Annotated in this window: 11 protein-coding genes and 2 pseudogenes; 3 read left to right on the top strand and 10 right to left on the bottom strand. The window is 47.7% G+C overall.

Going from position 1 to position 14,069, the window contains the following annotated elements; all coding sequences use genetic code 11:
* Positions 1-222: 222 nt before the first annotated feature.
* Positions 223-1,131, bottom strand: a complete 909-nt coding sequence (locus JCM2765_RS13815) for a GH25 family lysozyme (protein ID WP_054737233.1) — start codon at positions 1,129-1,131, stop codon at positions 223-225.
* 225 nt (positions 1,132-1,356) lie between these two features.
* Between JCM2765_RS13815 and JCM2765_RS13810 the strand changes: the two genes are divergently transcribed.
* Together JCM2765_RS13810 and JCM2765_RS13805 are read left to right on the top strand one after the other, a co-directional pair.
* Positions 1,357-2,331: a ring-cleaving dioxygenase gene (locus JCM2765_RS13810; protein ID WP_054737232.1), complete on the top strand. Its 975-nt coding sequence runs from the start codon at positions 1,357-1,359 to the stop codon at positions 2,329-2,331.
* Positions 2,324-2,941, top strand: coding sequence for an alpha/beta hydrolase (locus JCM2765_RS13805; RefSeq protein WP_054737231.1), 618 nt, complete (start codon positions 2,324-2,326; stop codon positions 2,939-2,941). The genes JCM2765_RS13810 and JCM2765_RS13805 overlap by 8 nt, the downstream gene beginning before the upstream one ends.
* Positions 2,942-3,001: 60 nt before the next feature.
* Here JCM2765_RS13805 and JCM2765_RS13800 read toward each other — a convergent pair.
* Positions 3,002-4,203 (bottom strand): annotated as a pseudogene (locus JCM2765_RS13800) (acetate/propionate family kinase).
* Between the two features lie 169 nt (positions 4,204-4,372).
* Here JCM2765_RS13800 and JCM2765_RS13795 point away from each other — a divergent pair.
* Complete coding sequence (locus JCM2765_RS13795; RefSeq protein WP_054737230.1) at positions 4,373-5,236, top strand: matrixin family metalloprotease; 864 nt, start codon at positions 4,373-4,375, stop codon at positions 5,234-5,236.
* Between the two features lie 508 nt (positions 5,237-5,744).
* On the opposite strand, the gene JCM2765_RS13790 is transcribed toward JCM2765_RS13795, so the two are convergent.
* The 8 genes and pseudogenes from JCM2765_RS13790 to JCM2765_RS13760 all read right to left on the bottom strand — a co-directional run bounded on the left by JCM2765_RS13790 (position 5,745) and on the right by JCM2765_RS13760 (position 13,913).
* Positions 5,745-6,785 (bottom strand): acyltransferase family protein, encoded by a 1,041-nt coding sequence (locus tag JCM2765_RS13790; protein ID WP_082405152.1) that lies wholly within the window; start codon positions 6,783-6,785, stop codon positions 5,745-5,747.
* Between the two features lie 139 nt (positions 6,786-6,924).
* The gene (locus tag JCM2765_RS13785) at positions 6,925-8,757 is read right to left on the bottom strand and encodes a glycoside hydrolase family protein (RefSeq protein ID WP_054737228.1); all 1,833 of its coding nucleotides are present in this window, start codon (positions 8,755-8,757) and stop codon (positions 6,925-6,927) included.
* A 490-nt stretch (positions 8,758-9,247) separates the two neighbouring features.
* Positions 9,248-9,720, bottom strand: a pseudogene (locus tag JCM2765_RS13780) (nucleoside 2-deoxyribosyltransferase).
* A gap of 82 nt (positions 9,721-9,802) precedes the next feature.
* Complete coding sequence (locus JCM2765_RS13775; protein WP_054737227.1) at positions 9,803-10,582, bottom strand: hypothetical protein; 780 nt, start codon at positions 10,580-10,582, stop codon at positions 9,803-9,805.
* 514 nt (positions 10,583-11,096) lie between these two features.
* Entirely contained in the window at positions 11,097-11,879 is a 783-nt protein-coding gene (locus JCM2765_RS13770; RefSeq protein ID WP_054737226.1) for a (S)-acetoin forming diacetyl reductase, read from the bottom strand.
* Between the two features lie 259 nt (positions 11,880-12,138).
* Positions 12,139-12,714, bottom strand: coding sequence for a type 1 periplasmic-binding domain-containing protein (locus JCM2765_RS18365; protein ID WP_263849468.1), 576 nt, complete (start codon positions 12,712-12,714; stop codon positions 12,139-12,141).
* A 50-nt stretch (positions 12,715-12,764) separates the two neighbouring features.
* Positions 12,765-13,094 carry a LacI family DNA-binding transcriptional regulator gene (locus JCM2765_RS18360; RefSeq protein ID WP_225352109.1) on the bottom strand — a complete coding sequence of 110 codons (330 nt, stop codon included), beginning with the start codon at positions 13,092-13,094 and terminating at the stop codon, positions 12,765-12,767.
* Positions 13,095-13,115: 21 nt separating this feature from the next.
* Positions 13,116-13,913 (bottom strand): Cof-type HAD-IIB family hydrolase, encoded by a 798-nt coding sequence (locus JCM2765_RS13760; protein ID WP_054737225.1) that lies wholly within the window; start codon positions 13,911-13,913, stop codon positions 13,116-13,118.
* Positions 13,914-14,069 lie beyond the last annotated feature (156 nt).

Below are 14,069 nucleotides of genomic sequence, written 5' to 3'. Positions count from 1 at the left end.
CGGGTCCGGAGAGATCCGGCACGGAAGTGGTCTTCTTCCGTTCCTAGCTCGTAGGCCCGCCACTGCGTTCCAGCCTCGCATAGCGCCGGAGCCTCCCGCGGCATCCTCCCACTATAGAAAACCAGAATCACTGAATTTCACAAACTCATCATGCTTACGCTGGACACAAACGACAGAAAAAAACGTCTCGCACAACAACCGTGCGAGACGCTAATGAACTTTCTATTGTGCTTGAACGTATGCCTTGTTAGCCGTGATGTAACTGCCATCGGTGAGTTGGATCCGGTAAGCGCCAGTGCTTGATTTCACAACGCTCTTAGCGGTCAACGTCTTGTTGTAGCTGACGCTAGCAATCTTGCCAGTTAAGTTAGCGGTTTGGTACCGGTTGATACCACGAGTGGTGCGGATTTTTTGGCCATTTGTAACACTGCTTAAGTAAGTGGTCTTGGCCGTGTTAGTGTACCAACTAGAAACCGTGCTGTTGTCAACAACCTTGCTCAAGTCAACGTGACCGCTGATGCCTGAAAGGGAACCAGTGCTCGTGTATTGCCACAAGTCAGTTGATACGTTTGGCTTAGCTGAGTAGTTTGCGATCCACGAACCATCAAACTTAGCACTGCTGATACCATGAACACTCACGAAGTTTTGGTATGAGTAGTAAACCAGTGGCTTGTTAGTCAGGCCACGCATCGTTGATAACCATGCGTTAACGTAAGTTTGTTCCTTACCCTTGACGCCGCTCTTGCGCTTTTCATTATCGAGCACGTAGAACTTCGCCTTGGTGCTGGTCAACGCATAGAATTGACGAGCGTCTTTTTGCGCATCCGCAACACTGTCAAATTCCGCGAAGTCGTACTGGCCAAATGGCACGCCGTATTTGGCAGCGCCATTTGCGTTGACCGTCCGCTTGGTATCAATTGAGTAGTCTGAGTCGCCCGGGTTACCGTGCTTGACCCGGATGATAGCAAACTTCAAGTCCTTCGAAGCCTTTGACCAGTTAATGTTCCCCTGATATTGCGACACATCCGCAATCTTAGTCTTGGCGGCAAAGGCAGTCGTGCCAATGGCTAACATACTGACCATAGCCAAGCTCCCTGCAAACAACTTCTTTAATAAACGATGATTTTTCATGAAAATACCCCTCTATCCGTTTTGATTACTGTAACCTAGTCTACCGTTTCAATACAACAGTCGAGTCACACTCGAGTTACAATCTACTAACAATTCTGTTGCAGTTCATTTTGAAACCTCACGTTAGGCCGTGCCAGTCACCGTTAATCAACGGGTCAACATCGTTGCACCGACTCTGGAAAACTGTAATAATGCAGTCAACAATGACGCTAAGGAGGACTCATTATGACAACTACCGATTTACTTGGTCTGCATCACGTGACGGCCATTACGTCCAGCGCACCTAAAATCTTTCAGCTCATGACTGAAGTGCTCGGCCTGCATTTGATTAAAAAAACCGTTAACCAAGACGACGTGTCAGCCTACCATCTCTATTTCACTGATGATATGGGGACTGCGGGCACGGACATTACCTTCTTCGATTTTCCGGGAATTGGGCCTGGCCGATATGGTAAAAACAGCATCTCGCGAATCGGTTTTCGGGTGCCAAATGACGTCGCGCTGACGTACTGGGCGCAACGATTAGCCGACTATCACATTACGACCGATCCGATCACCACGCAGTTCGGCGCTGCCGTTCTCCCCTTCTACGACTTCGACCAGCAACGCTACCAATTAATTTCAGATGAACACCAACCTGATTTACCCGGCGGGACGCCTTACCGACACAGCCCAGTACCAGAAGACGTTGCCATTCGCGGACTGGGGACCCCAATCATTACCGTGAGCCAAGCAGAAACGCTGGGCCACGTCTTAACGAAGGTCATGGGATTCTCACAAATTGCCACGGCTGATCACCAAACGCTCTACGAATTAAACCACGGTGGCCATGCCGCCCAAGTCATTGTCGAAAAAAGCCGCGTTCTCCCAGATGGCATTCAGGGAGCCGGAACCGTTCACCATTTGGCATTTCGTACACCGGACGCTGAGCAGTTACGTGAGTGGATCAAACGCGTTCAGCAGTTTGGCCTTCACGACTCCGGCTTTGTGGAACGGTTTTACTTTCAATCGGAGTATTTTCGGGCAGCGCCGGGAATTCTCTTTGAGATTGCGACAGATGGGCCCGGCTTTTTAGTCGATGAAACCTACGATGAAGCCGGTGTCCACCTTGAACTACCGCCATTCTTAGAGAGTCAACGTGCTGAAATCGAAGCCAACTTAGTGCCATTTAACTCTGGGGAGGCGACCAGCGATGACTGATCAAACGATTCATAGTGCCTTTTTCCCCGGTGATGACCAGTTAGCACCGGTGCTCATGCTTCACGGAACGGGCGGCGATGAAAGTGACCTGTTACCAATCGCAACGTTTTTATTTCCACAACATCCGAAACTAGGGATTCGGGGACGAATTCGCGAAAACGGTGCGAACCGCTACTTCATTCGCCACGATCACGGTGATTTTGATTTAGCGAACCTCAGTCAAGAAACCGACTGGCTGTTAGGTGCCATTGAAAGCGAATCCCAGCGACTTCACCTTGACGCCAAGCGGATGATTGTTCTCGGCTTCTCCAACGGCGCTAACGTTGCGGCCTACGCTTGGCTCCACAAACGGCCCCCATTTCGGACTGGGATTCTTTTGCACCCGATGCTGATCGATCCGGCTTCAACTACCGCTAACCTGGATGACGTTCAGGCCTTCGCCAGCTTTGGCGACGTTGACCCACTGATTACTGAGAGAAACTTTAATCAACTGACCCAACAATTTACCATAGCTGGCGCCAACCTCACTAGTTTCAAAAATCATCAATCGCACCGACCCTCACAGGCCGAGTTAGCTGCGGCCAGAAACTGGGTTCAACACTTAACCTAATGTCCGCACAACACTAAAAAACAACCGCCATCATCGACGGTTGTTTTTAACTTAATTCATTTAGACTAAATCCAATTCTGAGGTAATGACCTCCTGAATCTCACGGGCCATCGCTAATTCTTCATTAGTTGGCAGTAACAGCACTTCCGCTGCACTATCAGCGGCACTTAACCGCCCCGCTTCACCCGCAACGTTCAACTCACGATCCAGTCGAATACCTAAAACCGCTAACCGGTCGATCACCGCCTGCCGAATCAGCTCATCCTTTTCGCCGATACCGCCCGCAAAAATCAGGCATCCGCGCCACCTAACTCAACGTAGTAGGCGCCAACCAACTTCACCACCTGCGTGATGAACATTTCCAGAGCTAACGCTGCCCGGGCATTAGTGGCTGCCGCTTCGTGCAAGTCGCGCATGTCTGAGGAGATCCCAGAAACGCCAAGCAAGCCAGACTCGGTATTTAACCGCATGATAACTTCTTCTGGCGTTGCGAGGTTGAGCCGCTTCATCAGGTATGGTACCAAGCTTGGGTCAACGTTGCCGCTTCGGGTACCCATCAGCAACCCGGTAACTGGCGTGAGGCCCATTGATGTGTCGATTGGTCGACCCTGTTTGACCGCCGTAATCGATGCCCCGCTACCTAGATGAAGCGTAATGAGGTTCAAGGTGTCCAACGGGCGGCCGAGTTCAAGGGCCGCTTGTTGGGCCAGATACCGGTGTGAGATGCCGTGTTCACCATAGCGCCGAATCTGAAAATCACGTGACCAGTCATACGGAATCCCATAAATCGCCGTTTCTTCCGGTAGATCATGGAAGTAGGCACTATCAAACACCGCGTACTGCGGCACTCCTGGTAAACTTGCCATCAACAGTTCGATGCACCGGACCTCCAGCGGGTTGTGCAACGGTGCCAGTTCACTTAGTTCTTGAAGCGCCAGCAACCGGTCATCCGTTAACCGAATCGCTTGTTGAAATACCGTGCCACCCGCAACTACCCGGTGTCCCACAGCGTCAATTGCTGAGAGAGATGGTATAATAGCCATGGCTACCAAACGATGCAACACATCGTTGATGGCACCCACTTCATCCAGTTGTGGGACGGTCAATTTTGTTTTGACACCGTCCACCACTACTTTAACAATTGAATCCGGTAAGTTGAGGCGTTCCACCTGCCCGTGGGCGAGCGGTTGTGCCTCGGGGAGTTGCATCAGTTGCCATTTCAGTGACGAGCTACCTGCGTTGATCAATAACAGCGTTGTCATCGTCCATCACCTCCGTTTACCTTTATTGTACTAAATTCAGCGGTAAAATTGGCCATCTTCAAACAAAGGTCATACAAGCTTCAAACCCTCATCATATTTCTTGAATTTCAACGTTATATTTCGTACCATAGAGTTGTACACAAGGAATATTAACTCTGGGGGGAGTCAATTGAAAACCACTTTTTGGACTACTTTGACGTTGACTGCAACGTTACTTTTTTCAGTGGCCGCACCAATTCATGCTGCCACATCAACACCAACTGCAACGACGCTCTCGCAACCCGCAAGTTACTACCGGACACATGCAACTTCACTTGCACAAACTTATCAACTGAACTACGGCGCTCAAACCGCTTTAACTCAGAATGGTAAAACTAAGGTTTACGTTGCCAGTACGGATGCACGACTTAAGAAGAGTGCCAAACTTGCAATGGCTTATTGGAACCAACGTTTAGGTCGCCAAGTCTTTACCACCGGTACCAAGGGAAACCATCAATTAACCATTGCCTTTACGAACCGGAATTCAACCGCTGATGCGTGGTGGCAACCTGCCAACCGCCGGATTCTCTTAGAACGAGCCGATTATACGCAAGCGCCAAGTCAAATCAAAGCCAAGATGATCAACCAAAGTTCGGCAACCGCCATTAACGCTGCCAACCAGAAAATCATCAAGTATAACCGCTCAATTGCCAACCGAGCAAACCACGCGGCCCTTTACAACCATTACCGTCAGCAACAGATCAATACGATCAACGCCTCCGTCACGAAAGTAACTAATACGATCAACAAGAGTCAGTTAGCCTATAAAGCGCGAACCTTCAAGTATGCGAACATCATCGCTCATGAACTCGGTCATTCATTAGGCCTGAATCATTCAGATACCGCAACCGATGGGATGGCTGCCAATAGTCACGTCAACACGATTTATAACTACACAAAGGTCAAGGCCAGTGCCAACGGCTTTAACCCACTTACCAAAGCTGATACAAGTCGGGCAAAATTAGCCTTAAAAGTTTTTGCTGCTCGACATTAATAACCCTGCATGCGCTGACAAAGTCATTCATGCGATGAACAAGTATCACCTCCTCATTCCCTTTCCCCAACGTCCTAATTACCCAGTTAGGACGTTTTTTGTTGAGTGTGAAACAAGGCGGTTAGAGAGTAGCTTACGTGCAACTCTCTGCCTTGTGGAACACGTTACGGCACGGTAGACCCAAAATACAAACAGCCCTCATCATCCACACCGCCAACAAACACCTCCCACTAAATGTATCAATTCCATAACATCACGCCTCAACAGTTGAATCCTAACTAAGCGTCATGTTAAACTAAGGTCAGCAATTGTTATTCGTTTATTCTAGATATGTACATATCACCAGGTTTTCATCTATTCACCTTCCGTGAATGCACATAGCTTAAGCCACTTGGACGTCCGTCTGAGTGGCTTTTTTGTGATTGTTTATCACTATCCCTTTCTAACCAATTAAAAAAGCACCTCACTCCAGCTCAGAGCAAGATGCTTTCCGATAATCGTTTAATCATTAACTTTCAGCGTCACCAGCCGTTCGCCGATGACCAAACCGAATCTGATGATACAGCATCGCAATCACGAGCGGGACCACTAAGCCGAAGAACCAGAGTGGTAACGGATGGTTCAACGCTGGCACTTTGGCGACGAGATCGATCACCAACTGATGCGCGTACAGAATCGGTACGGCATACCAGCCAACTGGCAATAGCCATTTGAACCAACCCGTTTTAGCGAGCTGTTCAGCGATGATGCAGAGTGCCAGAACAACGAAGATCGGCACAAAGGCCGCCATGAACGGCGTTTTGATAACGTGGGTCTTCAAATACAGTTTGAAGTTTAAGCCCCATTCATACCGGGCGTAAACAATCATAAAGTAAATGATCACCCCGGCGGTCGCATAGAACCGCTTGTAGACGAGTTGCGGCCAGTATTTGTAGCCATAATAACCACATAGCATCCATAGCGTGGTTAATAACACGAGGTCAGCGCCCCACGGGACGAACTTAAAGTGCAGGAAGCCAACGCTGTTATAACTCACGCCCAGCGCGAACATTGCAATGGCAATCAAAAACTGAACCGGTGCCTGTTCCACGTAGGTGATCAGCACCGTCACAATCAGCAACGTCAACATGTACACCGTGAAGAACCAAAAGATGTTCAGCTCACCATCAAGTGTTGCACCGCCGTACAGTAAGCGAAGAAAGTAATGACCGGTATACGGCCAACTATCACCCCGCACAAAGTGACTCGTTAAAATCAGTAACACCCCTGCAAGCAGATACGTGCCAAAAATCGGCAAAAGTCGGTGTTGAATAAACTGCCACAATGACCGCGCATCATGCGCCAACGGCTTGAGGAAAAAACCGCCAACGATGAAGAACAGTGGCATGCTCCACCAACCCGTTACGATATAGATGGTCGCCATCATATGATTTGTTGCAATTAACGGGTAAATCGCGTGGCCAAATACCACTGCGATGATCCCCACTGCTTTAACCAACTGCACCCACTGGTCATTGGTCGCCACCTGCCTGTCACTTCTTGTCGTCATTGAATCAACTCGTCTCCTTTTGCCTGAGGTCCCTAAACATGGTTAGAGAAGTGACGCCAGCACGATTGGTTCGAAAACCTGCGTGTGTCGCCACTTCTCTAATGATTAGTTCCAAATCGGAACCAATTTAACCCTTATTTTAATAGAACGCTAAAGCCCGCGTCCAGTATTTACCATTAATCAAGTAGTACGTTGAGGTCTTGCCGTTCAGAACGGAAACCCGGCGTGCGCGTTTCGTGACTTCGACTGAACGAGACTTCAAATCGGCTGTCGTCCCCTTGGCCTTAGCCAACTGTGGATCATTGAAGACCAAGCTGTAGATTGGGTACTTCTTCATGGTCGTTAACGTCTTGTTATAGTCTTCGTAAGTGATCTTATCGAACTGCAACGCTCCCGCACGAACCCAGTACTTCCGGGCACTGGTGCTTGAACTAAAGCGGATTCGGTACCACTTGCCACTATCAGCCGTTGCGCGACCGTCAACGTAGACGATGCCGGACTTCTTAGCGTTCGCCCAGCCGTCCTTCTTGTTGTAGAGGTACCAGCCGGAGTGACCCTTGACGTGGTTGTACAGACCGTACTTCTTAGCGGCACTCGTCACCAACTTCGCGTATTGGTTAGAAGCGCCAGATTGATACGTTTCGGTCTTGTTGGTAGCCTTACCACCCTTGTATTTACCAGTCAAAGCAGCCTTTAACTTCGAGGTGTTCTTGATGTCATCCGTGTTGGTGATTGCGGTTGACTTGTTGTTGGTGTTAGACGCGATCTTAATGTCGCTGCTTGACATCCCGTTGGTGATCACAAACGGAATGTTGCTCTTAGCGGACGTGATCTTGTTACCCGTAACGGTGACGTCGGTAATGCCACCACCCTTTTCATCGTCAAAGTAGATGTACCGGTTGTCGGGATCCAAATTGACGAAGTTATTGTCGGTGATGTTGATGTTGCTCATTGGCACTGCGGCTTGGTTGTTGAAAATCCGGATGTAGTTCCCAGATCCAAGCGCGCCCTTGTTTTCAAAGGTGTTGCCACTAATGTAGAGGTTCTTCACGCAAACGAAGTGAATGTTAGCGCCGTCTTCATCCAACAGTGGTTTAGCATCTTGCACGTAGTTGTTCGTGAAGTGGATGTCGTGGATAATGCCGCCGACCCCTTTACCGTAAACCACGTGTTGCCCAATTGGGTTTGGCGCAAATGACTTCACGGCACCAGACGTCTTGGACAGTGGGATAAATTGGTTGCCATCAACGGTGATATCGTATGATGGTAAGTTATCGTATTTGTCACCTGGGTTATGATACGACATCGCCTTGGAGTTTGAATAATCGACTTGAATAGCTTCCTTGTAGTCAAAATCCGTGTTGGCGTTGAAGCCGGTAAAGGTTGAATCCTTCACGTTCACGTTATGGCTACCATCGATATCAAGGTAGTGGCCAGTAGGTGATTCAGCGTTATCAAACGTACACTTGTTGAAGTTCACGTTCGAAGCATGGTGGATACTTTGAACGAAGACACTTTGGCCATCCGTTGCGTTGTAATCCCCACGGAACGTAGCGTTGTTCCAAGTGACGTTTGAGATCCCGCCATCGTAACCAACTTCAGGACTTGGGTAGACGAACGGCATCCGGTCGCCACCAGCGATTTGGAAAACGGCCCCGTCATCAAAATCAAAGGTGATATCAGAATGCAACGTAATCGCTTTTAATTCAGCATTCGTAAATAAGTAGGTTCCCTTTGGAACGTGAATCGTGACCCCATTGGTATAAGTATTAATGATCCGTTGAAGCAGTGGTGCGTTATCGGTTTTACCGTCAGCCACCATCCCTTGATTTTGCGCATTAACCGTCGTTGCCGCGTGTGCAACAGTGGCTTGTTGTCCTGTAATGGCACTCGTACTAAACTGTGTCAAACCCACACCTGCAAAAGTCCCTAAGACTAGCAGGCCGAGAATGGCCTTACTCGATTTTCCCATTGTTCTTAACACATCCTCTCAAACAACTCTCAAACATAAACTGATTTTATTGTAACAAACTACAATCTCAACAACCTGTTTTAACCAAATAGTTAAGTAATTTAAATTAAATTGTCATATAGAGGGCGGAACGAAGCGGTTAGAGACCGGAGCATAAGCCAGCTTTGCCAGAAGTCCCGTTTTTGGGGACTTGTGGTGAAGCTGGCTTATGTGCAGGTCTCTGCTTCGTGGAGCCCGTTTCGGCGCGGTTGCCAAGCAACACCTATGTTGGCAATTCCTCAATCTAACTAACAGGCGGAAAAATCCATCTCAACGAGGCGCCGAAAACAAAGCGGCCTTAGTGCGCCCCTAACCGTAACCTCCCTGTAACGACACCATGCCAACCAAGCATTGCTAAATCGCCTAGTTCACGTTACAGCTACCACCCCAACACAAAAACAAGCCCCACAACCACCCAGGTCGTCGGGGCCCGCACAACGTTAAACTCAGTCTAGAAAACTTCTTTATCCGTATAATGTTGTTCAAGCTCATTAAAGTCATACGACTTCAATGCTTGGATGGCATCCTTCCCGTTAAAGAACGCGGTGTAGGATTGCGCCAACATTAAGTTTAATTTCTTCGTTTCATCAAATTGAATCAATACCACTGGAACGCCAGCTTGGAAGCTGCCCCAATTTCGAAAATCGTCCCTGAATCAGGTTCATTTTCAGCCGTTTCTTCCAGTTGGTAATCGATAATTGCCACAACAGCATCCGCCTTACGAACTTGGCGAACATCGCTGTTAAAGGTTGCAACTTGCCACTTGAAACTACCAAATTCCAAATCATCATGTTGGTGTTCGGATGGCACGAAGATGCCGTCAGAAGCGACCGTTGGGTTCTCCTTCAACAAACTAACAACTTGGTTCACCCGGTCGTTTTGACCATCGCTAAAAAACGGTGCTGCAAGGTAAATGTGATTCATGGCAATTCTCCTTTGGTCTATATGAGGTTGTTATTAGCATACCATATTTTGGCCTAGGACGCTTTGAAAAGTCGGTCGCCAACTAGAGTTCAAACAATAACCGGCTGAGTGTCTGGCCATCATCGTCATTTCGTTCTAACCACTCGCGGACGATCTGCGTATCATCATCCGTTTCCTGATTCAATAATTGCATCAAGCCAACCCGCTTATCGTCGGTCAAATCAGCTAACGCATCCTGATGTGCCGATAGCCAATCCAGTAGTGCCACGGGTACCATCACCGATATCCCAAGCTGGGTACTTTCCACCGGAATCAGCGCATAAGCCGGAAGCCAGGTTTCGGCATCCGTTGGTTCGTGATCCAGTTCGGGTAAATCCGGCAGCCATCGCGCCAACAGGCGAGCAACCTGTTCAATCAGGGTGGATAACACGTCCGTCATCGTTGGGGACGTCATGGCGATAAACACCCCGATAGCATCAACTTTGAGATGGGCCAGCGCATCCATGAACGGTACCAATAGTGGCTCTTTTTTACTGATTTGAATCAAATACGCCCCTAACAATTGCCACCCAACTGGCGCAATCTCACTTTTTTGAAGCACTGGTAGCACATCTTCTTCCGTTACTGGTTGTTTCAAGAAACGGCCAACATCGTGTTGATTCAGTCTCGCGTTCTCCTGGAACCGATCCAGTGCACGTTCATCTTCAGCAATGGATGAAATCAGACTCACGATTGGGTATGGCGAATCCGCCGAAGTCGTCCACGCATACGCCGGTTCTAGAATTTGACGCGCTGCAAGTGAAACATTAATCGTGGCTAATTCGGAATCAATGGGCTTTAAGGCATACTGTTCTTTTAACATGGCGCATTCCTCCAAACTGTTTTCCCCATCATCGCAAGTTCGCCCGCAAAAGGCAATCAACTCGCATCGTTCACTGAAAATTATCAGAATCCAAAAATTGGGTCGCTCCTTCCCCACGGAAGCAAGCGACCCAATTCGTAGTGCGCGACCGGCAAAATCACGTACCAACAAGTATTTAGCACCTTCATACTAGCGGATTTTCGAGCTACGTGCAATTAAAATATGATGAGAATTCAGTCTAAACACTTAAATAATCTCATTTTTCCATTACCGGCGTTATTATTTTGATTTTGGTCACTCACATGCGATAATGGCGGTAGCAATATGGGGCTCGCCCCTAGTGCTAAAACCTAATGCTTGCAGCGTGTAAGGTCAATTTAATCGCACAGCGATGGTATCGAAAACGGACTGCTGTCACAGTCCGTTTTTTGTGTGCCTTATTCTTATTACTCAATCAAAAAAGCACTGGCAAATTAGCCAGTGCTCCGTTTAAATTCAATTTTAAGCTGTGAGTCTAGTGGAATTGCATCCCGCCATCGACTTCGATGGTTTGGCCAGTGATGTAGTTTGAATCTGGGCCAGCCAAGAAAGAAACAGCTGCTGCAACGTCTTCTGGTTCAGAGAGACGCTTGAGCGCGATGTCCTTGGCGAAGGTTTGCATGCCCCATTCGTCATCCTTGCCGGCGTTTTGGCCAACTTGGTGAGCGATGTCAAACATCATTGGGGTCTTAACAATCCCAGGTGCGTAGGCGTTAACCGTGATGTTTTCTTCGGCTAAGTCACGGGCAGCAACCTGCGTGATCCCACGAACGGCGAATTTAGTCCCACTGTAAAGGGCTAAGTTAGGGTTACCAACAACCCCAGCTTGGGAAGTGGCGTTGATGATCTTACCACCCTTGCCACTCTTCTTGAATTGTTCATGAGCGGCTTGGATACCCCAAATATCACCGGCAACGTTTACGTGGTAAACCTTGTCGAATTGTTCTGGTGTGATGGTGTCAATTGGCGTAGTTGGGCCAAGGCCGGCGTTGTTAACTAAAACGTCAAACCCACCTAATTTTTCAGCAGCTTCACCAACTGCTTTGAAGAAGTTATCACGATCACTAACATCAACCTTGATCCCAGTAGCTTTGCCACCAGCATCGTTGATTGCTTTAGCAACTTCATTTGCGGTGTCGATGTTTAAATCAGCAACTGCGACTGCGAAGCCATCAGCTGATAAACGTTGCACAATCGCCTTCCCGATACCTTGTGCACCACCAGTTACAAATGCGACTTTACCATTCAATTCTGCCATTCGTAATGCCTCCTAGAAAAATAATTATTTCACAACATGATTATCATACACCATTTTCACAGTTTTTGAAAGCGTTTCCAGTTCTTTTAAAATAAATATTTTTCTTTGATTTGATTGTTAATCAACGTCATTACCTACTGATTATTCGTAGTAACTTTCAGATAGGTTCTCATTAACGGCACCGTTGTTGAATCAGCATGTTTTTCCCAACCAACTAAGAAATTAGTCTAAGTTACCGCATCCCGAACAAAGCACAGTCTCACTCAAACCACCCCCGACTAATTAGTTGTGAATCCACCGCAATTCGTTGAACCTGCTGTGATTCAGCCAGTCCAAATGCTAGCCGACCAACGCGTTCAAAGTGGTGGTCAATCGTAGGAATGTTGAGTAACCGGCTACTCAGTTGATTTTCCTGTCCCATTAGTGGCGGTACTGGTTGCTTGGCCTCTTGGTACCGTTGTGCCACGCCCGCTGCCACATCATCACCATTAGTAAAAATCATCTCTGGTTGCAAGTTTCTGCTCAGATAATCACCAGCAACCCGGTAGCCGTCCTGATAAGTCGTGACGTTGGTTTGGAGCAACTCTGGGATGGGCGACGACCCAAAAACGGTTTGAAAACAAGCACTCGTATGCTGACTCGTGGCGCTAACGTCATCATTTCGACTTAACAGAATCCCAATTCGCCGGTAACCAAGACTCTGAATTCGCCTAAACGCTGCTAGATACGTTTGTGTCCGGGTTGCAAATGCAGCTGCCAGATCAATCATCCCCGGATCCTCGCAGCAAACGATTGCGCCATACTGCTGATACGGTAACATATCTGCCAAAGCAATCGCATGTGACGTAAAAATAAGCCCGTTGTAAGTTCGGCGTTGCAGTTGCTCTAAGTAGCCATTTCACGACCAGAATCATAATTCGATTGTAATAACACAATTTGATAGTGATGACTGCTTTCAAAAGCCGCGGCAACGATTCCCGCTAATAGTTGCGAAAAATAGGGATGGTTCAAATGCGGTACGATTACCCCGATGTTAAGCGTGTGTCCCTTGCTGAGATCTCGCGCAATCGTATTTGGCACAAATTGGGTCGCATCAATGACCGCTTGAATTCGAGCACCCGTTTTTGCTGACACATAACCACTTCGATTGACGTATCGAGAAACTGTGGACACTGAAATACCAACCTGTTTGGCAATATCACGCATTGTTACCATGTCGACCCTCTCCTTCTGTCATCAACAATTAGCTAAGTACCGTGCGATTCCGTAAGCAACACCGTCCTCATCGTTCGTTCGAGTCACATACCGGGCATGCTGCTTCACGAAATCATTCGCGTTCCCCATCGCAATGGGAACTCCCACAGCCTGAAACATTGGCATATCATTTTCACCGTCACCAAATGCTGCTAGTTCGTTAACCTGTAACTGATTCATCGTTTGAATCCGTGTAATGCCAGTTGATTTTTGAGCCTGTGCACTAGTAATTTCAAGGTACCAGTCACCAGACTGTTTAATACTAATATCGGTTAACTGTAACTCCTGAAGTTGCGTCTTGATTGTTGCCATTTGATCCGCATCAAAGATAATCAACATGACTTTAAAAATGGTCAGTTGTTGATTTAAGGCCGTTCTTGTAACCACCGTTGGCTGTTGGTGTGTCACTTGTTGTTCGTATTTGATTCCCGCATCAATTTGTGTTGTTAACCAACTCGTCGCCGTGTAATAACTTTGACTAACCGTCGGAAACGATGTTTGTAAATACTCAACCAACTGCTGACGGCTATCAGCTGAAATCGGAAATTGCGCTAACGGTTCCGAAACGCCTTGCCGAAAGATAATACCGCCGTTAAAGCCGATTTGAGGTCCCGTTAAGCCTAAAGCTTGAATCATCGCTTGCATTTCAAACGGTGCTCGAGCTGAAACTAGGGTTGTTGAAAAATTGGCTTGTCGAATCGTTTTAATCGTTTGGGCAGTGAGGCGCCCATCCGTTTTAATCAGTGTACCATCAATATCTAAAAAAACGTGTTTAATCATCAGTGCCACCTCTTTCTGCCCCTATTATAAATTATGGAACGCGTTCATAGCAAGCCGTTATTTCATTCAGAAATCGGTAATCGTTGTCCGTTAGTCTTTGTCATCTTCCTATACGTCAGGAAAGCCCTGAAGATCACAGCTCATTTTTTACTGTCG

Origin of the sequence: Secundilactobacillus similis DSM 23365 = JCM 2765 (assembly GCF_001311075.1) — a bacterium.
In the GTDB taxonomy this organism is placed as follows: domain Bacteria; phylum Bacillota; class Bacilli; order Lactobacillales; family Lactobacillaceae; genus Secundilactobacillus; species Secundilactobacillus similis.
Note: the sequence above shows the minus strand (reverse complement) of the source record. Positions and strands in the feature narration are given on the sequence as shown.